Origin of the sequence: Streptomyces inhibens, assembly GCF_022221585.1 — a bacterium.
GTDB classification, from domain to species: Bacteria; Actinomycetota; Actinomycetes; order Streptomycetales; family Streptomycetaceae; genus Streptomyces; species Streptomyces inhibens.
Map to the genome: position 1 here is coordinate 8,353,361 of NZ_CP084681.1, position 20,899 is coordinate 8,374,259.

At 71.8% G+C, this 20,899-nt stretch carries 15 protein-coding genes and 1 pseudogene; 8 read left to right on the forward strand and 8 right to left on the reverse strand.

The annotated features are described in order from the left end of the window. Nucleotides 1-13 precede the first annotated feature (13 nt). Genes KI385_RS37430 through KI385_RS37445 form a run of 4 tightly spaced genes read left to right on the forward strand, consistent with a single transcriptional unit; the run spans nucleotide 14 to nucleotide 4,817 of the window. Nucleotides 14-1,603, forward strand: coding sequence for an FGGY-family carbohydrate kinase (locus tag KI385_RS37430; RefSeq protein WP_238576472.1), 1,590 nt, complete (start codon nucleotides 14-16; stop codon nucleotides 1,601-1,603). Beyond that, nucleotides 1,596-3,104 carry an FGGY-family carbohydrate kinase gene (locus KI385_RS37435; protein ID WP_238576473.1) on the forward strand — a complete coding sequence of 503 codons (1,509 nt, stop codon included), beginning with the start codon at nucleotides 1,596-1,598 and terminating at the stop codon, nucleotides 3,102-3,104. The genes KI385_RS37430 and KI385_RS37435 overlap by 8 nt, the downstream gene beginning before the upstream one ends. Continuing rightward, complete coding sequence (locus tag KI385_RS37440; RefSeq protein ID WP_238576474.1) at nucleotides 3,101-3,727, forward strand: histidine phosphatase family protein; 627 nt, start codon at nucleotides 3,101-3,103, stop codon at nucleotides 3,725-3,727. Before KI385_RS37435 ends, KI385_RS37440 begins: the two co-directional genes overlap by 4 nt. Before the next feature lie 46 nt (nucleotides 3,728-3,773). Beyond that, the gene (locus tag KI385_RS37445; protein WP_238576475.1) at nucleotides 3,774-4,817 is read left to right on the forward strand and encodes a 2-hydroxyacid dehydrogenase; all 1,044 of its coding nucleotides are present in this window, start codon (nucleotides 3,774-3,776) and stop codon (nucleotides 4,815-4,817) included. Between the two features lie 98 nt (nucleotides 4,818-4,915). Here the strand turns inward: KI385_RS37445 and lysX are convergent, their stop codons facing one another. Both lysX and KI385_RS37455 read right to left on the reverse strand, forming a co-directional pair. Continuing rightward, nucleotides 4,916-8,233, reverse strand: a complete 3,318-nt coding sequence (gene lysX / locus KI385_RS37450) for a bifunctional lysylphosphatidylglycerol synthetase/lysine--tRNA ligase LysX (protein ID WP_238576476.1) — start codon at nucleotides 8,231-8,233, stop codon at nucleotides 4,916-4,918. 9 nt (nucleotides 8,234-8,242) lie between these two features. Next, the gene (locus tag KI385_RS37455) at nucleotides 8,243-9,163 is read right to left on the reverse strand and encodes an Ig-like domain-containing protein (protein WP_238576477.1); all 921 of its coding nucleotides are present in this window, start codon (nucleotides 9,161-9,163) and stop codon (nucleotides 8,243-8,245) included. Nucleotides 9,164-9,467: 304 nt separating this feature from the next. On the opposite strand from KI385_RS37455, the gene KI385_RS37460 reads away from it, so the two are divergent. Together KI385_RS37460 and KI385_RS37465 are read left to right on the forward strand one after the other, a co-directional pair. Next, nucleotides 9,468-9,662, forward strand: coding sequence for a hypothetical protein (locus KI385_RS37460; protein ID WP_238576478.1), 195 nt, complete (start codon nucleotides 9,468-9,470; stop codon nucleotides 9,660-9,662). Beyond that, nucleotides 9,659-10,840 (forward strand): MFS transporter, encoded by a 1,182-nt coding sequence (locus tag KI385_RS37465; RefSeq protein ID WP_238576479.1) that lies wholly within the window; start codon nucleotides 9,659-9,661, stop codon nucleotides 10,838-10,840. Before KI385_RS37460 ends, KI385_RS37465 begins: the two co-directional genes overlap by 4 nt. A 34-nt stretch (nucleotides 10,841-10,874) precedes the next feature. Here KI385_RS37465 and KI385_RS37470 read toward each other — a convergent pair whose 3' ends face one another. Beyond that, nucleotides 10,875-12,122, reverse strand: coding sequence for a phosphodiester glycosidase family protein (locus tag KI385_RS37470; protein WP_238576480.1), 1,248 nt, complete (start codon nucleotides 12,120-12,122; stop codon nucleotides 10,875-10,877). Between the two features lie 181 nt (nucleotides 12,123-12,303). Between KI385_RS37470 and KI385_RS37475 the strand changes: the two are divergent. Further along, nucleotides 12,304-12,681, forward strand: a pseudogene (locus KI385_RS37475) (PI-PLC domain-containing protein); the annotation flags it as partial. Nucleotides 12,682-12,708: 27 nt separating this feature from the next. On the opposite strand, the gene KI385_RS37480 reads toward KI385_RS37475, so the two are convergent. The 5 genes from KI385_RS37480 to xylB form a co-directional block, all read right to left on the reverse strand. After that, nucleotides 12,709-13,347 (reverse strand): N-acetylmuramoyl-L-alanine amidase, encoded by a 639-nt coding sequence (locus KI385_RS37480; protein ID WP_238576481.1) that lies wholly within the window; start codon nucleotides 13,345-13,347, stop codon nucleotides 12,709-12,711. Nucleotides 13,348-13,589: 242 nt separating this feature from the next. Beyond that, on the reverse strand, nucleotides 13,590-15,005 hold the full coding sequence (locus tag KI385_RS37485; protein WP_238576482.1) for a family 2B encapsulin nanocompartment shell protein: 1,416 nt from the start codon (nucleotides 15,003-15,005) through the stop codon (nucleotides 13,590-13,592). A gap of 209 nt (nucleotides 15,006-15,214) precedes the next feature. Further along, the gene (locus KI385_RS37490) at nucleotides 15,215-16,627 is read right to left on the reverse strand and encodes a family 2B encapsulin nanocompartment shell protein (protein ID WP_238578015.1); all 1,413 of its coding nucleotides are present in this window, start codon (nucleotides 16,625-16,627) and stop codon (nucleotides 15,215-15,217) included. A gap of 159 nt (nucleotides 16,628-16,786) precedes the next feature. Further along, nucleotides 16,787-18,079, reverse strand: a complete 1,293-nt coding sequence (locus KI385_RS37495) for an ROK family transcriptional regulator (RefSeq protein ID WP_238576483.1) — start codon at nucleotides 18,077-18,079, stop codon at nucleotides 16,787-16,789. Between the two features lie 76 nt (nucleotides 18,080-18,155). Beyond that, on the reverse strand, nucleotides 18,156-19,586 hold the full coding sequence (xylB, locus tag KI385_RS37500) for a xylulokinase (RefSeq protein WP_238576484.1): 1,431 nt from the start codon (nucleotides 19,584-19,586) through the stop codon (nucleotides 18,156-18,158). Nucleotides 19,587-19,716: 130 nt separating this feature from the next. Between xylB and xylA the strand changes: the two genes are divergently transcribed. After that, entirely contained in the window at nucleotides 19,717-20,880 is a 1,164-nt protein-coding gene (gene xylA, locus KI385_RS37505) for a xylose isomerase (RefSeq protein ID WP_238576485.1), read from the forward strand. The last annotated feature ends 19 nt before the right edge of the window (nucleotides 20,881-20,899 follow it).

The following is a 20,899-nucleotide window of genomic DNA, read 5'->3' on the forward strand; positions in this document are numbered from 1 at the left end:
AGGGACCCTACTGATGTCCGTACTGACCATCGACGTCGGCACCACGGTGATCAAGTCCGTCGTCTTCGACGACCAGGGCACCGAGATCGCCGTCGCCCGCCGGGCCACCGAGGTCCTGCGCCCGCACCCCGGCTGGGCGGAACAGGACATGGACGCCGTCTGGAACGCCGTCGTCCGCACCGTCCGCACGGTCCTGGACGGGCTGACCGACCCGGTCCGGCTGGTGTCCTTCACCGCCCAAGGTGACGGCGCCTGGCTCGTCGACGACCGCGGCCGCCCCACCGGACCCGCCATCCTGTGGTCCGACGGCCGCGCCGGGGAGCTGCTCACCAGCTGGCAGCGCGACGGCGTCCTCGAAGCCGCCTTCCGCCGCAATGGCTCGCTGACCTGCACCGGTATGCCCAACGCCCTGTTCAGCTGGCTCGCCGCGCACGACCCGGACCGGCTGGCCCGCTCCAGCACCTCTCTCACCGCCGCCGGCTGGCTCTTCCTGCGCTTCACCGGCATCCGCGCGAGCGATGAATCCGACGCCTCGGCCCCGTTCCTGGACCACGCCACCGGCGACTACGACCCGTACATCCTCGACCTGTTCGGCCTCGGCGGATACGAGCGGCTGCTGCCCACCGTGCTCGGGGAGTCGCAGCGGATCGCCGAAATCACCACCGGGGCCGCGGGCGAGCTGGGCCTGCCGGCCGGCCTCCCGGTCGTCATGGCCCCGTACGACATCGCCTCCACCGCCCGCGGCGTCGGCGTCGTCAACCCCGGCCAGGCCTGCAGCATCCTCGGGACCACCCTGTGCACCGAGATCGTCCGTACGGAGATCGACACCAGTGGGGAACCGTCCGGCATCAACATCGCCTACCGCGGCCGCGAGCGGGTGCTGCGCGCCTTCCCCACCCTCAACGGCGCCGAGGTGCTCGGCTGGGCTGCGCGCCTGCTCCACCTGCCCGGGCCGCCGGAGCTGGCACAGCTGGCCTTCGAGTCGGAGCCCGGCGCCCGCGGGCTGATGTTCCTGCCGTACCTCTCCCCGGCGGGCGAGCGCGCGCCGTTCCTCGACCCGGGTGCCCGCGGCTCCTTCTGGGGCCTCTCCCTGGAGCACACCCCCGCCGACCTGGCGCGCGCCGTCTTCGACGGGCTCTCCCTGGTCCTGCGCGATTCGCTGGCCGCCGCCCGTACGGACGTCAGCGAGCTGCGGCTGTGCGGCGGCGGCGCCAACAGCGACGCCTGGTGTGCGCTGATCGCCGATGCGACGGGCGTGCCCACCGCCCGCTCCGGTGACACCGAACTCGGTGCCAAGGGCGCCTTCCTCACCGGGCTGGTCCGCACCGGCGCGGAGACCAGCATGCACAGCGCCGCAGCCAAGTACGTCCGGATGCAGCGGAGTTGGGAGCCCGAGCCGGAGCGCGCGGAGTTCTATGCCGCGCTGTACGAGGACTTCCTCGGCTGGCGGACGCTCGCCCGTGAGGCGGGCTGGCGGGGCGGCGCCGTCTGGCGGGGGAGCGCCGGCCGTCCCGCCGAGGCCATCGGCCGCCCGACCGAGGCCACCGGCCACCCTGCCGAAACCGGCACCACCGGCATCGCCCCTGGAGGCACCCGTGTCTGACCCGCGCCGCCCCGGCGCCACCCCCACCCTCGACGGCATCTGGCTCGGCCTGGACCTCGGCACCCAGAGCGCACGCTGTGTCGCCGTCGACGGCACCGGGCAGGTCCTCGCCGCCGCCGCCCGCCCGCTGACCGGCCGGCGTGCGGGCAAGAAGCATGAACAGGACCCCGAGCAGTGGTGGAGCGCGCTCGCCGCCGCCTGCCGGGAAGCCCTGGGCGGCCTCGATACCCGGCGGATCCGCGGGCTGGCGATCGACGGCACCTCCGGGACGATCCTGCTCGCCGACGCCCACGGCACCCCGCTCACCCCGGGGCTGATGTACGACGACGGACGCGCCGCCGAGCAGGCCGCGGCCGTCAACGCCGCCGGGGGAGCGGTCTGGGAGGAGCTGGGCTACCGCAGCATGCAGCCCTCCTGGGCGCTGCCCAAGCTCCGCCGGCTGCTGGAGAACGGCGCCGGGCACCGTGCCGGGACCCGGCTGCTGCACCAAGTCGACCTGATCACCTGGCGGTTGGCGGGCCATCAGGTGGCCGGCGACGCCAGCCACGCCCTGAAGACCGGCTACCACCTCGTCGAGGAACGCTGGCCGCACAAGGTCATGGCCGAACTCGGCGTCCCCGAGGACATCCTGCCCGAGGTCGTACGCCCCGGCAGTGTGCTCGGCACCGTATGCGCGGCCGCCGCCGAGGCCACCGGCATCCCCGAGGGGACCGCCATCGTCGCCGGAATGACCGACGGCTGCGCGGCCCAGATCGGCGCCGGAGCGCTGGCGCCGGGCGCCTGGAACTCGGTGCTCGGCACCACCCTCGTGCTCAAGGGCAGCAGCCCGCACCTGGTCCGCGACCCGACGGGCGTCGTCTACTGCCACCGCGGGCCGGGCGACAACTGGCTGCCGGGCGGCGCCTCCAGCAGCGGCGCCGGCGTCATCTCCCAGCACTTCCACGGCGAGAATCTGGACGCGCTCACCGAACAGGCCGCCGCCCTGGACCCGGACGCGGTCGCCTACCCCCTGGTCTCCACCGGCGGCGAACGCTTCCCCTTCCGCGCCCCCGACGCCGAACCCTTCCTGCTCGGCCAAGTGCACGGCCGGGCCGCCGAGTTCCACGCCTATCTGCTCGGCGTGGCCTGTCTCGAACGGCTCTGCTTCGACTACCTCGACCACCTCGGCGCGCCCGTCGACGGGCCGCTCACCCTCACCGGCGGCGGCGCCCGCAACGCCTACTGGTGCCGGCTGCGCGCCGATGTCCTCGGCCGCCCCGTACGGCTGCCGCAACAGGCCGAGGGCGCCCTCGGCATGGCCGTTCTCGCCGCCACCTCCTCCGGCACGAGTCTTGAGGAGGCGGCCGCCGCCATGGTCCGCATCGACCGCGAGATCCCGCCGACACCGGCCCGCACCGCCCGCTACACCCCCGTCTACCTCCGCTTCATCGACGAACTCACCCGCCGCGGCTGGCTCGGCCAGGCCGTGGCCGACCACGCCCGCAGGAGGGCAGCGCAGTGACCGACTTCATCCTCGTACGCCATGGCGAGACCGTCTGGCATGCGGAGAACCGCTATGCCGGCCGCACCGATGTGCCCCTCACCGACCACGGCCGCGAGCAGGCCGCCATCCTCGCCACCTGGGCCGCCACCGCCGCTCTCACCGCCGTCTGGAGCTCCCCGCTCTCCCGCGCCCGGCTCACCGCCGCGCCCGCCGCCGACGCCTGCGGTCTGACCCCGCGCATCGACGAGCGGCTCTACGAGCTCGACTTCGGCCAGGGCGAGGGCCTGACCAGGGACGAGATGCGCCGGCGCTTCCCGGAGCAGCTGGCCGCCTTCCTCGCCGACCCGGTCGCGCACCATCTGCCCGACGGCGAAGACCCGCGCCACGCCGCCGAGCGCGCCGCCGACTGCCTCGCCGACATCGCCCGCGAACAGCCGCACGGCCGGGTCCTGCTCGTCGCCCACTCCACCCTCGTACGGGTCCTGCTCTGCCATCTGCTGGGCATCCCGCTCGGCGACTACCGCCGGGTCCTCCCCCAGCTGTACAACGGCGCCCTCACCGAGATCCGTATCGAACACGGGCAGACCGCACTGCTCAGCTTCAACGCCCCGGCCCTCAGCCAGGCGCCCGCCCTCCACTGACCGTACGGCCAACCGCCCGCACCGCCCTTCAGGAGAAGAAGCCCCCATGAGCACCACCGTCCTCGCCGCCGGCAACCACTTCATCCGCCCCAGCCTGTTCACCGAGGCCGTGCGCGCGGCCGCCGGGGACGCTCCGCTGGACGTACGCGAGATCCGGTTCGACTGGCCGCACACCCCCTTCGGCCCGGTCGCCGAGGTCATCGAGGCCTCCGGCAGCGAGGACCAGATGATCGAGGCCCTCCAGGGCGTCGAGATCTGTGTCACCGAGCACGGCCCGCTCACCGAGCGGATCCTCGCCAACTGCCCCGATCTGAAGCTGTTCTGCACCAGCCGCGGCGGCCCGGTCAACGCCAATGTCGAAGCCGCCACCCGGCACGGCGTCGCGGTCTGCTACGCGCCCGGCCGGAACGCCACCGCCACCGCGGAGCACACCCTCACCCTGATGCTGGCCGCCGCCCGCGGCGTCGGCGACACCCACACCGACCTGCGCCGGGGCGTCTGGCGCGGCGATTACTACGACTACGACAACTGCGGCATCGAGATCGACGGCGCCACCGTCGGCCTGATCGGCTTCGGCGCGATCGGCAGCCGGGTCGCCAAGGTCCTTGCCGCCATGGGCGCCCACGTCCTGGTCCACGATCCGTATGTGCGTCCCGAGGCGCTGGCCGGCATCGCCGAACAGGTCTCCCTCGACGAGCTGCTGACCCGCTCCCGGATCGTCTCCCTGCACGCCCGGGTCACCGAGGAGACCAGGGGCATGATCGGCCGGAAGCAGATCGCCGCGATGCCCCGCGGCGCGATCCTGGTCAACTGTGCCCGCGGCGCGCTGCTCGACTACGACGCGGTCTGCGATGCGCTGGACTCCGGACAGCTCGCCGGCGCCGGCTTCGACGTCTTCCCCGAAGAGCCGCTGCCCGCCGGCTCCCGGCTGCTGACCGCCCCCGGCGTCGTGCTCACCCCGCACATCGCGGGCGGCAGCCGGCAGGTCGCGCACAAGGCCGCACGGATCGTCGCCGCGGAGGTCGGCCGCCATCTGCGCGGCGAGCCGCCGGTGCACTGCGCCAACCCCGAGGTTTTCCGGGCGGGTTGAGGGTTTGAGTTGACGGTTTTGCCGGCGAACGGCGAACGGCGAAGGCCACCCCCGCAAGGAGGTGGCCTTCGCCGTTCTGCCCGCCGTGACCGGCCCCGTCAGCGCCGCCGCACCAGCGGGAACGGCAGCGTCTCGCGGATCGACAGACCGGTGAGGAACATGACCAGCCGGTCCACGCCGATGCCCAGACCACCGGTCGGCGGCATCGCGTACTCGAGGGCCTGCAGGAAGTCCTCGTCCAGCTCCATGGCCTCCGGGTCACCGCCCGCCGCCAGCAGCGACTGGGCGGTCAGCCGCCGCCGCTGCTCGACCGGGTCGGTCAACTCCGAATAGGCGGTGCCCAGCTCCGTACCGAAGGCGACCAGGTCCCAGCGCTCGGCGAGCCGCGGGTCCTTGCGGTGCTGGCGGGTCAGCGGCGAGACATCGGTGGGGAAGTCCTTGTAGAAGGTGGGAAGAGTGGTCTTCTCCTCCACAAGGCGCTCGTACATCTCCAGAACGATGTCGCCCCGGCCGTTCTCCGGCTTGACGGGCACACCCGACTTCACGCACAGGCGGCGCAGCACATCCGGGTTCGTATCGGCGTCGACCTCCTCGCCGAGCGCCTCGGAGATCGCGCCGTAGACGGTCTTGACCGGCCAGATCCCCGAGATGTCGTGCTCGACCAGCCGGCCGTTCGCGTCCGCCTTACGGGCGGTGGCGGTGCCGAACGCGGCGATCGCCGCGCCCTGGATCAGCTCCCGGGTCAGATCGAGCATCACGTCGTAGTCGGCGAACGCCTGGTACGCCTCCAGCATCGTGAACTCGGGGTTGTGCTTGTAGGAGATGCCCTCGTTGCGGAAGGTCCGCCCCATCTCGAAGACCTTCTCCATACCGCCCACGCACAGCCGCTTGAGGTACAGCTCCGGCGCGATCCGCAGATACAGGTCGAGGTCGTAGGCGTTGATATGGGTGTGGAACGGGCGCGCGTTGGCGCCGCCGTGGATCTGCTGGAGCATCGGCGTCTCGACCTCCAGGTAACCCCGGTCGATCAGCCCCTGGCGGAGCGCCTGCACGGCCGTGCTGCGGGCCCGTACGGTCTCCCGCGCGTCCGGCGAGACGACCAGGTCCACATACCGCTGGCGGACCTTGGCCTCCGGGTCGGACAGACCGCGTCGCTTGTCCGGGAGCGGCCGCAGACACTTGGCGGTCAGCCGCCACCGGTCCACGAACACCGTCAGCTCACCACGGTCACTGGTGCCGATCTCGCCCTCGGCCTCGACATGGTCACCGAGGTCGATGTCCGCGCCGAAGCGGTCCAGTTGCTCGGCTCCGCTGCCGTCCCGGGTCAGCGCGATCTGCAGATCGCCCGACCAGTCCCGCAGCACCGCGAACAGCACCCCGCCGTGGTCACGGGTGAGCAGCACCCGCCCGGCGACGCTGACCGACTTGCCGGTACGCGCCCCGGGCTTCAGCTCGGGGTACTCGTCGCGGATCTCGCCCAGCGTGTGCGTACGCTGCACACCCACCGGATACGGGTCGGTGCCGTCCTTGCGCAGCCGCTCCAGCTTGCGGTGGCGCACCCGCACCTGCTCGGGCAGCGCGGCCAGTTCCCGCTCGTGCTGCTCCTCCGCCGTGGCCGGCGGTGTCTGCACCAGGCCGAGCTCGTGCAGCGACGGCAGGCCGGCGGTGCTCGCCGGGGCCAGCACCCGCTTCTTGTGGCCCTTGCCCCACAGCTGGCCCAGGCTCGGTACGGCCACAAAGCCCTCGGCGATACCCGAGGCCAGACCGATGCGGGCCAGCGCGCCGGCGTCCGCGTAGCACAGGAACCGCGGATACCACTCAGGGTTGTACTTCGCGTTGGAGCGGTAGAGCGCCTCCAGCTGCCACCACTTGGAGAAGAACAGCAGCAGCCGGCGCCAGAACTTCAGCACCGGACCGGCGCCGATCCGGGCGCCCTCCTCGAAGGCGGACCGGAACACCGCGAAGTTCAGCGAGATCCGGTGCACGCCCATCGCCCCGGCCTGGGCGCACAGCCGGGCCACCATGAACTCCATGACGCCGTTGGGCGCGCTGCGGTCACGGCGCATCACGTCCAGCGAGATGCCGTCCTTGCCCCACGGGACGAAGGACAGCAGCGCGATCATGTTGCCGTCGCCGTCGAACGCCTCGGCCAGCAGGCACTCCCCGTCCTCGGGATCGCCCAGCCGGTCCAGCGCCATCGAGAAGCCGCGCTCGGTCTCGGTGTCCCGCCAGGCGTCGGCCCGGTGGATGACCTCCTGCATCTCCTCGTCGGTCAGCGCGGAGTGGCGCCGTACGCGGAAGGTCGCGCCGGTCCGCTCGACGCGGTTGACGGCCTGGCGGGTCACCCGCATCTCCCGGCCGTCCAGGTCGAAGTCCTTCACATGGAGGATCGCCTCGTCGCCGAGCTGCAGCGCACCGAGGCCGCTGCGGGCGAACGCCTTGGCGCCGCTCTCGCTGGCGCCCATGACAGCCGGCTGCCAGCCGTAGCGCCCGGCGACCTCCAGCCAGGCCTCGATGGCCTGGGTCCACGCCTCGCGGTCACCGACCGGGTCACCACTGGCGAGACAGACACCGGCCTCGACGCGGTAGGTGACGGCGGCCTTGCCGCTGGGCGAGAAGACCACCGCCTTGTCGCGGCGGGTGGCGAAGTAGCCGAGCGAGTCCTGGCTGCCGTAGCGGTCCAGCAGTGCCCGGATCCGGGCCTCCTCGTCGCCGTGCAGCGCGGCCTCCATGCGCTGCGAACGGAACAGCGCGGCCGCGGCGTTCAGCAGCGCCAGCGCACCCAGCAGACCGAGTACGGTGCTGATCCAGTGCGGCGGATGGCCCTCGACGAGCCGGCCGCCGACGAGGCCACCGCAGACGCGGTTGGCGGCCCACAGCAGCCGGTTGGCGGCGCCGGACTCCAGCGTGCCGGGGACCAGCGACACCAGCCCCCAGCCGACCAGCACGGCCACCACGAGCCCGCCGAACAGCACCAGGATGGCCCGCAGGAACGCGCCGCGGCGGGTGATCGCATAGAACTCGCGGTGCGAGACGATCAGCAGCACCAGCGCACCGGCACACAGCACCAGGGAGAAGGCGAACTCCCAGTACCCCGCGGCCAGGAACAGCGCGTCCGCCAGGGTGACCAGCACCATGTAGGCCACGACGAACCACAGCGCCACCCGTTTGCGCGCGGTCATCGCCGCGCCCAGGAGGAAGAGGAACGCCGCGTAGGCGAAGTTCGGTGCCACCGGGATGGTGAGCGTGTCCAGCCAGTAGATCACCGGGTGGAGTCCGCGCCTGAGGGGCCCGATCAGCGCCGTCAGGGCGCAGAAAAGCCCCAACACGCTGAAGATGATGGCGAAGCCGTTGGGGACGCGGCGCTGGAAGCGCCGCCACCCCGTGAGTTGATCCTGGTCCTGCACGGTGCTCATTCCGTCACATTAGGCTCTGAATGGGGTCAGCTGCTCGACGCGAGGGCGCGGTTTCTCAGCCACCGGGAACCAGCCGACATCCCAGTCTCCGATTCCGATGGTCCGATCGTCTCTCCCTCGTACGGAGGACATGGTGACCTCGATGGGGTCACCCGCGTGGACCTTGCCACAAACCTGCGCCGCGTCCGAGTCGGGGCAACTCGGGCCGATGGTGAAGTTCAGGTCATAGTCCTCGGCGAAGTAGCGGCCGCCGCCGGAGTCCACCCCGGTGAGCTGCGCCCGCAGCGTGACCTCGGTGCCCGGCTTCCACGGCTGTGCGGGCCGCCAGTCCACCCGGTCCTTGCCGCTGCCGTCCTTCACCCAGTTCCACGCGCCGGTCGTGCGGTCGTCGGTGGTGACGCTCAGCCGGCGCTGCACCGCGGCCCGCTCGGTCACCGGGAAGTCGAAGAGGACGGTGAGCGGCCGGTCGGCGCCGGCCGCCGCACCCTGCGAGCCGGGATCCAGCTCCAGCGTGTTGAGCTTGGCCGCCTTCGCGGTGGTCAGCGACTCCTTGGCTGCGTCCAGGCCGCCCTGCGGGTTCTTCGTCCTGGCGACGATGGAGTACTTGGTGTCCGGCGCGGTCCGTGAGCTGGACGTCCAGCTCGTCCCGTCGGCCCCGAGCCCGCCGGGCAGTCGCCGGCCCCGGGGGTCGGTGACCCGCACCTCGGTGAGCACCCCGCCCTCCGCGCTCACCTTGAGCCGGTCGCCGGCCTGCACGGTCCTGGTACCGCTCGCCGCGCCCAGCACCACCTTCACCGGATCGCCCTTGGGCGCCGACGCCGCGATGCCCCCGCACGCGGTGAGCGTGCCCACGCCGATCACGGGGACCAGTGCGAGCACGGCACGCAGCGGCCGGAACGTCCGACGGCGGGGGGAGAGGGTGTGGCTCATGGGGGGCTTTCCGTCTGCGGTGCGGGGAGGCGGCGATGTCGGCCGCTAAGACGGCCGATCCCGACACTCCGTTGCGGGGAGTGATGTGATCCATGTCACGGACTCGGGGGCGCCATGGCGTACGGCGAGAACGCCGTGGCGCGGCTCGGGCGACCGCCGTGGGCGCGAGCGCCACCCCGAGCCGGTGACCCGCAGTGATCACCTGATCGGAGCACCCGGACTCGAACCGGACATACACCGAAATACGCCAAACTGGCCACCCCTTGCCGTCCGTTCGGGCGGCGGTTGAGGAGGTGTGCGTCCCATGGCAATTTCCATCTCGGTCGTGCTGCTGCTGGTGATCCTGACCGTGATTTTCCTGCGCAGCGGAAAGCTCAAGATCTCGCACGCCCTGGTGTGCGCGCTGCTCGGCTTCTACCTGGCGAGCAGCAGCCTGGCCGCGGACATCCACCACGGGCTGGCCGGCGCCGCCGATGTGGTCAGCAGCGTGCGCCCGTGACGGTGGCGGCCTACCGGAACCTCGCCCTCGCCACCATCGGTTTCACGGTCACCTTCTGGGCGTGGAACCTCATCGCCCCCCTGGGGAACGTCTTCAGGGCCGGCTTGCACCTGACCCACTTCCAGGTGTCGGTGCTGGTGGCAGTGCCGGTGCTGGTCGGCTCGCTGGGCCGGGTGCCGGTCGGTGCGCTCACCGACCGCTATGGCGCCCGGGTGATGTTCCCCCTGATCTCGGCACTCACCATCGTGCCGGTGCTGCTGCTCATCCCCGCCAAGCACTCCTACCCCGCGATGCTCGGCGTGGGATTTCTGCTCGGCCTGGGCGGCACCACGTTCGCCATCGGCATCCCGCTCGTCAACGCCTGGTTCCCGCCCCGTAAGCGGGGCCTGGCGCTGGGCGTCTTCGGTATGGGCATGGGCGGCGTCGCACTCTCCGGCTATCTGACCCCGCGGATCCACCGCTACGACGAGAACATGCCGTATCTCGCCGTCGCCGTGGTGCTCGCCCTCTTCGCCTTCCTCGGCGCCCTGATGATCACCGACCATCCGGACCGGCCCGTCCCGCAGACCTCGCTCGCCCGCCGGCTGGGCCAGGCCGGCCGGCTGAAGGTCACCTGGGAGCTGGCCGCGCTGTACGCCATCGGCTTCGGCGGCATCGTTGCCTTCGGCGTCTATCTGCCCACCTATCTGCAGACCTGGTACCACCTCGACGCCGCCGACGCGGGAACCAAGGCGGCGGGCTTCGCGCTGGTCACCGTCGTCTTCCGGCCCATCGGCGGCTGGTGCTCGGACCGGGTGCACCCGGCCGTCGTCACCGCCTGGGCGCTCGGCGCGGTGGCGCTGCTCGCCATCGTCCAGGCCTTCGATCCGCGGCTGAACCCGACCGGCACCGTCGACTTCCTGGTCATGGCGGCGGGCCTGGGCGCGGCCAGCGGCTCGGTCTTCGCCCTGGTCTCGCGGGTGACCCCGCAGGAGCGGGTCGGTAGCGTCACCGGCATCGTCGGCGCCGCCGGCGGCCTCGGCGGCTTTCTGCCGCCGCTCGTCATGGGTGCGATCTACAGCAGCAAGGGCACCTACTCCCTCGGCTTCATGCTGCTCTCCGACCTCGCGCTGGCCGGCTGCGTCTACGCCTTCGGCAGGATGCGCACCGCCGGCGCCCGGACCGCCGCCGAGGCCTGACCGGGCCGCTCGGCACCGGCAGGGCCCGGCCCGCTCACCCGAGGGAAAAGACCCCGATCGCGTTCGCCACCGGCCGCTCCGCCCCGCCCGACGGATGGTTGCGTACCGTCACCTCGTGGCCGTACCCCTCGCCGGTGACCAGTGTCGAGGACCCTCCGCCGTCCAGATTCATCGCCTCGTGTGCGCCCAACTGGGCCATCACATCCGCCAGTTCACGCACCGTCAGACCGGTCTGTCCCTGGCCCGGCGCACCGTCCAGCGCCATCAGATACAGCACCCGGCCGCCGGCCCCGATCCCCGCGGACGTACGCACCGCCACCGCGACGGTGTCCAGGCCGGCCACCGGCTCGGCGTCCCGCACGATCGGGAAGCCGCCCACCGCGAACCGCAGCGGCCCCGGGCCCCGGCCGAACAGACGATGGCCGACATTCACCGGCTCACCGATATGCAGCTTGCGCAGCTGCCGCGCCCCCTTCTCGCGGCCCACCAGCACCACGCTCCCCGCGGCCACCCCGCCCGCTCCCGGCAGGTCCTGGAGCGCGGTCACCCGGCCGTGCCGGACCGTCACCTCCGCGGTGTCCGTGCTGCACGGCGCCGCCCGGTCGGTGTCCGTACCGCAGATGGCGCGCACCCGGGACACCGGACCCCACTGCGCGGTGTACGCCCCGACGCCGTCCACCGGCAGCGCGTACTGGTTCAGCCCGCGCAGCGGCAGCGCCCCCTCGCCGGCCAGCACCGCACCGCGCAGCGTGAGCCGGTCCAGCCGCGCCCGGCGGTTGTAGCCGACCCCGATGACGTCCTCGGTGGACGCGCCGGGCGGCATCACCGGTCCGAACCGCTGACCGTCGGGCACCGCGCCCTTCAACTGCCGCCCCGAGGCCACCGCCGGTCCCACCGAGGCGCCGGTCGCCTCCACACCCGGGTGCTGAGTCTCGGTGATATTGAAGAAGTCACCGTTGACGGCCCCCACCACGCCGCGCTCCGCGGCCAGTTGGGACACCGGAGCCCGCGCACCCACCGCCCCCGGATACAGCAGATCCACCGACACCCGGGGATCGGCCAGATCCACCGTCAGCAGATGCCCGTGCACGATGCCGCGCGGCACCGTCATCCGGAATTCGCCGTACGCCACACCGGGTGCCACCGGGACGGCATCGAAGCGGCGGAGGGTGGGGGCACCCGCGGCGGTGGCCTGCGCCCCGTCCGCGATCCCGCCGGCCAGTACACCGCATGCCACCAACACCGTCAGCACCGCGCGAACTCGACCGAATCGCTGCTTCACGGTCCCCCCTGACGTCACGCCAACTGTCCCAGGTACCGAAGACGTTCACTATGCCCCGTTCACTATGCCCCGTTCACTATGGCCCGCAGATGTCATGAATCTGTACACCCGCAGAACGGCCGTCGTGTCGCTGGACGCCGCGCCGGCCGCGGGCCTGACCGTGCCCGCCGACGCCCGTGACACCGTCGTCGTCTCCGGTGACCGCGCGGCGCGTGCGCCCATGGAGGCCGAGCGGGTGCGCCGTGCGTTCTACGGCGGGCGGCCCGAGGACCTGGGCACGGCGGCGCCCGCCTCGTTCGCCCCGCTGGTCTCCGCGTCCTGGACCGAGATGTTCGACCGGCAGGGCGTGGGGCCGATGCCTACCGAACAGCGGGAGTGGCTGCGGCAGTTGGTGACGGCGGCGCACTCCGAGCGGCGTCGGCTGCGCTTCTGGGCCACGCCGGACATGGCTGGACCGGCGCGCGAGGCGGTGTGGACCCAGCTGCTCGACGCCGGCGTCGACCACCTCAACTCGGACGATCTGCCGGGTTCGGAGACCTTTCTGCGCACGGCTCACTGAGCGCCGCTCCGGACGCCCCGCCCGGCCTCACCAGGACTTTCGCCAGGAAGCCTCGGTGACCAGCTGCAGATAGCGCGCCCAGTCCCAGTACTCACCGGGGTCGGTGTGGTCGGTGCCGGGGACCTCCACATGGCCGATGATGTGCTCCCGGTCCTTGGGGATCCGGTAGCGGTCGCAGATGGCGGCGGTGAGCCGGGCGGACTGCTCGTACAGCGCGTCCGTGAACCACGTCGGGTCATCGATCCAGCCCTCGTGCTCGATGCCGATGCTGCGGGTGTTGTAGTCCCAGTTGCCGGCGTGCCAGGCGACATTCCGTTCCTTGACGCACTGGGCGAGATAGCCGTCGGAGGACCGGACGACATAGTGCGCGGCCGCCTTGTGCGCGGGGTCCCGGAAGAGCCTGAGGGTGTCCTCGTAGGTCTCCTGTGTCACATGCACCACGACCATCTCGATCGGGTACTGCGTCGGACGGTTGGCGGTGGTGAAGTTGGCGGGGTTGGCCGGGTTCCAGTGGACGGGGGGATAGCCGCTGCCGCCCGGCGTCCGTCTGCGCGCAGTGGCATCGGCGGTGGCCGATGTGAGGGGTACGAGCGCGGCGGACGCGGCGAGCGCGGCCGCACCGGTGAGCAGGCGCCGGCGGGCCGGGCGACGGTGGTCGGGCTCCATGTGAACTCCTGACAAGGACCGAGGGGTGGTCGCGTACATGTCACGCACATGCCGTGCGTTCATCATGCGCAACAGGGCACGCCCTGCCAAGGGAATGGCCGTTCTGTCAATGGCTTGACCAAAGGCAGAACGGCGCAGGTCAGGAGCGACGCGATACCTGATCGGTCGTCACCCGGGTGCCGCTCCGACGACCCTGACGGCCGATCGCGGGGGCGGCACCCGGACGGAGGTCCACCGCCGGTTCAGTGACCGATCTCTACGTCCTCCAGGATGCCCAGCGCATCCGGCACCAGCACCGCCGCCGAATAGTAGGCACTGACCAGGTAATTGATGACGGCCTGGTCGTTGATGCCCATGAAGCGCACCGAGAGGCCGGGCCGGTACTCGTCCGGGATGCCGGTCTGGTGCAGCCCGATCACGCCCTGGTTCTCCTCGCCGACCCGCAGCGCCAGAATCGAGCTGGTCTGGTCCGGATTGATCGGGATCTTGTTGCAGGGCAGTAGCGGAATGCCCCGCCAGCTGCGGACCGCCGTGCCCTCGACCTCCGCGGTGGAGGGATAGATGCCGCGGGCGTTCCACTCCCGTCCGATGGCCGCGATGGTGCGCGGATGCGCCAGCAGGAACTGGGTCTTACGGCGCCGGGAGAGCAGCTCGTCCAGGTCGTCGGGGGTGGGCGGCCCGTTGCGGGTGTGGATGCGCTGCTTGAGGTCGGCGTTGTGCAGCAGTCCGAATGCGCGGTTGTTGACCATCTCGTGTTCCTGGCGCTCACGCAGCGCCTCCACGGTCAGCCGCAGCTGCTGGTCCAGCTGGTTCATCGGGTCGTTGTAGAGGTCGGCGACCCGCGAGTGGACCTTCAACACGGTCTGCGCGACGCTGAGTTCGTACTCGCGCGGCGTCAGCTCGTAGTCGGCGAAGGTGCCCGGCAGCGCCGGCTCGCCGACATGGCCCGCGGCCAGCTCGATGGCCGCCTCACCGTGCTTGTTCCGCGCCGGTGCCAGCGCCGCACGGAACTCGTCGAGATGCGCACGCAGCGACTCCGAGCGGCCCAGCACCTCTTCGAATTCGCTGCGGTACAGCGTCAGCGCGGTCACCCGGGTCACCGCCCGTACGGAGTGCTCCCACTCCGCGTCCGGCGCCAGCAGCGCGGGCTCGCCGAGGGCGTCACCGTCGGCCAGCACTCCCAGGACCGTCTCGTCGCCGTACTTGCCGGTGCCGATCCGGTCCAGCTTGCCGTGCGCGATCAGGATGACCCGGTCCGTCGTCCCGCCCGCCCGGGCCAGCACATCACCGGGTGCGAACTCCTGCTGGACGAAGCGGTCCGCCAGCGCCTCCAGCGTCGAGGCGTCGGCATAGCCGCGCAGCGGCGCCAGCTCGCGCAACTCCTCGGGAATCACCCGGACTTCGGTGCCGGTGGTGGCGAACTCCACCCGGCCGTCGCCGACGGTGTACGTGAGCCGTCGGTTGACGCGGTACGTACCGCCGGAGACCTGCGTCCAGGGCAGGATGCGTAGCAGCCAGCGGGAGGAGATCCCCTGCATCTGCGGCACGGTCTTGGTCGTGGTCGCCAGATTGCGGGCTGCCGCGGTGTCCAGGCTGGAACGGTTCTGCTCGATCCCGGAGGACTGCGGGCCGGACGTCGGATCCACCGATGTGGTCATGAAGAAGGCTCACCTGTTCTGTCGGTGCTGCGCGTTCTGCGTTCTGCGTTCTGCGTTCTGCGAACTGCGAACTGCGATCTGCGAACTGCGTTCTGCGATCTGCGAACTGCGTGCTGTGCGTTCTGCGCGTGATGTCTGCGTGCTGCCGGTGTGTCAGGGCGGGGGAATGAGCCCGCCCTTGGAGCGCGCTTCTTCCATGCGCGCGTCGATCAATGGCCGACTTGCACGTCTTCGAGAACGCCCAGCGCATCGGGCACGAGAATGGCCGCCGAATAGTAGGCGCTGACGAGATACTTGAGGACCGCCCGCTCATCGATGCCCATATAGCGCACTGAGAGGCCCGGCTCATATTCGTCGGGAATTCCGGTCTGGTGCAGACCGACCACGCCCTGCTGTTCCTCGCCGGTCCGCAGCAGCAGAATGGAACTCGTCCGCTCCTCCGTCACCGGAATCTTGTTGCACGGGAAGATCGGCACCCCGCGCCACGACGGTAGCGAATGCCCCATGAAATCCACCGCGGTCGGATACAGCCCACGGGCACTGCATTCCCGGCCGATCGCGGCGATGGCCTTCGGGTGCGCGAGCAGAAAGCCCGGGTTCTTCCAGACGGTCGCCAGCAGGTCGTCGAGGTCGTCGGGGGTGGGCGGGCCGGTACGGGTGTGGATGCGCTGCTTGAGGTCGGCGTTGTGCAGCAGCCCGAACTCCGGGTTGTTGATCATCTCGTGCTCCTGGCGCTCACGCAGCGCCTGGACCGTGAGCTTCAGCTGCTCCTCGACCTGGTTCATCGGGTCGCTGTAGAGGTCGCCGACCCGGCTGTGGGTGCGCAGCACCGTCTGGGCGACGCTGAGTTCGTACTCCCGCGGCGCCGGTTCGTAGTCGACGAAGGTGCCCGGGAGGGACGGCTCGCCGTGGTGGCCGGAGGCGACCGAGACCGCCGACTCCCCGCTGTCGTTCGTCGGCCGGGTGGTGCCCCGGCCGGCCGACGCCAGATGCTCGCGCAGCCCGGGGGAGCGGTCGATGATCTCCTGGGCGGCCTGCCGGGACAGCGCCATGACGGTCACCCGGGTCACCGCGCGATAGCTGAACGGCCAGGTCGCGTCGGCCGTGGTGAGCGGCTCGTCGCCGAGGTGGTCGCCGCCGGCCAGCGCCTCGAGCACCGTCTCGTCGTCGTATTTGCCGGTGCCGATACGGTCCACCCGGCCGTGCGCGATCAGCACCAGCCGGTCGCCCGGTGTGCCGGCCTCGGCGATCAGCTCGCCGGGTGCGTATGCGTGCTGGGTGAACCGTCCGCCGAGCGCCGCGAGTACCTCGGGGTCGGTGAAATCCTGGAGGGCCGGCAGCTCACGCAGCTCGCCGGGGATGATCGACACATCGGATCCGCTGATATCGAATTCGATACGGCCATCGCCGATGGTGTGCGTGAGCCGGCGGTTGACGCGATATGTGCCACCGGAAACCTGCACCCAGGGCAGCAAACGCAGCAGCCAACGGGACGTGATGCCCTGCATCTGCGGCGGGGTTTTGGTGGTGGTCGCCAAATTCCGTGCGGCGGTGGTACTCAGGCTGGAATTCTGGGCGTCTTCCGCACTGCCGGGCAGCGTTTCGTCGGCAATGGTCACAATGCCACCTGTCTCTTCGAAGGGTGCGACACGAACCGCCGGAACTTATTCAAAAAGTTCCGTGGCAGCCCGCCGAGCCGAAGATAGTGGTGCTGTTTTTATCGGCACAATCGCTCGATGGGGTGGCATGGAAATCTCTTTCCATGGAAAGGTTTAGCGGGTTCAGCTCCGGGGAGAGTGTGCCGAGGCGAAGGAAGCGAAAGGATCGTCCAGGACGGCCTGGAGCGCCGCATGCGCCGCCCCGAGCAGCGGTCCGTCGGCGCCCAGCCGGGACACCGTCACCAACGGTCCGCCGGCCCGCCCGGGATCGGCCGCAACGGCCGTCCGCAGCGCCAACTCCCGCTCCAGGGACGGCAGAATCCAGGGCGCCAGCCCGGCCAGCGCACCCCCGAGTACCACCGCCCGCGGATCGAGCAGATTCACCGCCCCCGCGAGCGCGATCCCGAGCGCCGTCCCCGCCTCGTGCAGCGCACGCACGGTGGGCGCGTCCCCGTCGGCGGCCCGCCGCGCGAGCAACGCGATACGGGCGCCAGGCCCCGGATGCGCGGCCGCCGACCGCTCGGGGGTGAGCCCGCCCGCGCGCAGCACCGCCCGTTCGCCCGCGTACTGCTCCAGACAGCCACGGCCGCCGCAGTCGCACGGGTGGCCGTCCGGATACACCGGCACATGCCCCAGCTCGCCCGCGAACCCCCGTGCCCCTCGCAGTAGTTGACCGTCCACGACGACCGCGGCACCGATCCCGATCTCGGCCGAGACATGTACGAAGTCCGGCGGCGGGCCCGGTCGGCCGTCGCCGTCGCCCTTGCCGTCGCCGCCCAGCCGCAGTTCGGCCAGCGCGCCCAGATTGGCCTCGTTCTCCACGGTGAGCGGGATCCCGCGCACATCGCGGCCCGGAGCCGTCACCGAGGCCAGCCCCGGCGCGAGATCGGCCGCCCGCCAGCCGAGGTTGGGGGCGTGCACCACGGTCGTCGTGCCACGGGCCACCAGGCCGGGCACGGCGACCGCCAGCCCGGCCGGCCACAGCCCCTCGGCGGCGATCTCGGCCGTCACCTCCGCGAGCAGTGCGGACAGCCGCCGCAGCACCGGACCCGGATCGCTGTGCCGGTTCACCGCATCGGTCGCCGCCCGGGCCCGGATCCGCCCCCGCAGATCGACCGCGCACACCGCCAGATGATCGACGCCTATCTCCGCCCCGATCCCCGCCGGGCCGTGGTCGCTGATCGCCAGTTCGCTGCCCGGCCTGCCCCGGCCGCTGGGCGCCGCCCGCCCCGTCTCGACCAGCAGCCCGGCCCGCAGCAGCTCGTCGACGAGCGGGGCCACCCCCGCCCGGGTCAGCCCGATCCGTGCCGCGACCGCCGGCCGCGACACCGGCCCCTGCGCGGCCACGGTCCGCAGCACCCGGGCCAGATTGCGCCGGCGGATGCCGTGCTGGGTGTCGCCGCCGGAAGCGGTCACAAGATCTCCTCGGGGTGGTGGCGGACGTCGAGATCCCTTCGACGTCCCTTGCGGTCCACGGCTGCGGCCGCCGCGGTCACCGCCGCAGCAGCGCCCCGCTGTCGGCGAGCGTCGTGGCGATCCGGTCCCAGGCGGCCCCGTCGCGCTCCTGTGCCTCGTACTCCGCGCCACGGGCCGTACCCCAACGGCGCGCCACCGCCGCCGGATCCTCGCCCAACAGCAGCCCGGCCGCCTGCGCCGCCGCGCCGAGCGCCACCAGCTCCTGCGCCTCGGGCACCACCACCGGGCGGCCGGACAGCCGGCGCACGGTGTCCCGCCATGCCCGGCCCCTCGCGCCACCGCCGATCAGCAGCAGCGGCGCATCGGCCGCGGCGTCCTTGTCCAGCACCCGGTCCAGGGCCTCCAGCAGCGCGAACACCGCGCCGTCGTAGGCGGCCTGGAGCAGCTGGCCGGCCGTGGTCCCGTGCCGCAGCCCGTGCACCAGGCCCGAAGCGCCGGGCAGATTCGGCGTCCGCTCACCGTCGAGGAACGGCAGCATCACCACACTGCCACCCGCCTCCACGGCCTCCCGGTCGCGCCCCAGCAGCGCCGCCACCCGGTCCACGGCGAGCGTGCAGTTCAGGGTGCAGGCCAGCGGCAGCCAGTCGCCGCGGGCGTCGGCGAAGCCCGCGACGGTGCCGGTCGGATCGGCGGGCCGGTGCGTGGAGACCGCGTAGACCGTCCCCGAGGTGCCCAGGCTCAGCACCGGCTGCCCGGGGCGCAGGCCCAGACCGAGCGCCGCCGCCATGTTGTCGCCGGTGCCGGCGGCCACCAACGCGCCGCGCGGCAGTGGCAGGTCATCGGCGTGTACGGTCCCGGCCGCCTCCCCGGGGAGCGCCACCCGCGGCAGCGCCCCGGCGGACAGTCCCACGCGCTCCAGGATCTCAAGGTCGTAGGACTCGGTCGAGGACGCCCACCAGCCGGTCCCCGACGCATCGCCGCGATCGGTGACGGCCTCGCCGGTCAGCCGCTGGGTGAGGTAGTCGTGCGGCAGCCGCACCGCGGCGGTGGCGGCGGCCGCGGCCGGCTCGTTCGCCCGCAGCCAGGCCCACTTGGCCACCGTGAACGCCGGCCCCGGCACGCTCCCGACCCGGTCCGCCCAGGCCTCTGCGCCGCCGAGCTCCGCGATCAGCCGCTCACTCTGCGGCGCCGGGCGTACGTCGTTCCACAGCATCGCGGGGCGCACCGGCTCACCGGCCGCGTCCAGGGCGACCAGCCCGTGCTGCTGCCCGCCGACGGACAGCGCGGAGGCCTGCCGTGCCGCGTCGCCGCACTGCGCCAGCGCCTCGCCCAGCGCCCGCCACCACTGCCCGGGGTCGCTCTCCTTGCCCTCCCCGCCGCTGACCGTGTGCGGTGCCTGGCCGCGGGCGACGACCACACCGGTCTCCGCGTCCACGACCAGCGTCTTGGTGGACTGCGTCGAGCTGTCCACGCCGACGACGAGCGGTCCCGCTGACTGTGCGCCCATCGTGCACTCTCCCTTGGCGGCCCGTATTCCATGGTCTTGGTCCAGGGGGTTCCCCGGTGTGCTGCCGCATATTAGTTTGGCCGCGGCGGAATTTGTAAAGCGCGTTGACGAAATGACCGAGGGAGTCGCCGTGAGGTATCAGCCCGTGCCCGAGGACAAGTTCAGCTTCGGCTTGTGGACCGTCGGCTGGCAGGGCCGTGACCCCTTCGGGGACGCCACCCGTCGCGCCCTGGACCCCGTCGAATCCGTCCACCGCCTCGCCGATCTCGGCGCGTACGGCGTCACCTTCCACGACGACGATCTGATCCCGTTCGGCTGCGGGGCCATCGAGCGCGAGGCGGCCGTCAAACGCTTCCGGCAGGCGTTGGACGCCACCGGCATGATCGTCCCGATGGCGACCACCAACCTCTTCACCCACCCCGTCTTCAAGGACGGCGCCTTCACCGCCAACGACCGCGACATCCGCCGCTTCGCGCTGCGCAAGACGCTCCGCAACATCGATCTCGCCGCCGAGCTGGGCGCCCGCACCTATGTGGCGTGGGGCGGGCGGGAAGGCGCGGAGTCCGGCGCCGCCAAGGACGTACGGGCCGCGCTGGACCGTATGAAGGAGGCGTTCGACCTGCTCGGCCAGTACGTCGTCGAGCAGGGCTACGACCTGCGGTTCGCCATCGAGCCCAAGCCCAACGAGCCGCGCGGCGACATCCTGCTGCCCACCGTGGGCCACGCCCTGGCTTTCATCGAACGGCTGGAGCGCCCCGAGCTCTACGGCGTCAACCCCGAGGTCGGACACGAGCAGATGGCCGGGCTGAACTTCCCGCACGGCATCGCCCAGGCCCTGTGGGCGGGCAAGCTCTTCCATATCGACCTCAACGGCCAGAGCGGGATCAAGTACGACCAGGACCTCCGCTTCGGCGCGGGCGATCTGCGGTCCGCCTTCTGGCTCGTCGACCTGCTGGAGACGGCCGGCTACGACGGACCGCGGCACTTCGACTTCAAGCCGCCGCGCACCGAGGACCTGGACGGCGTCTGGGCCTCGGCGGCCGGCTGTATGCGCAACTACCTGATCCTCAAGGAGCGGGCGGCGGCCTTCCGCGCCGACCCCGCCGTCCAGGACGCGCTGCACGCCGCGCGCCTGGACCAACTGGCCCGCCCCACCGCCGAGGACGGCCTGGCCGGCCTGCTCGCCGACGCCACCGCCTACGAAGCCTTCGACGCCGAGGCAGCGGCCGGCCGGGGGATGGCCTTCGAGCATCTGGATCAGCTGGCGCTGGAGCACTTGCTGGGGACGGTCTGAGCGCCTGGCCGGCGCGCCC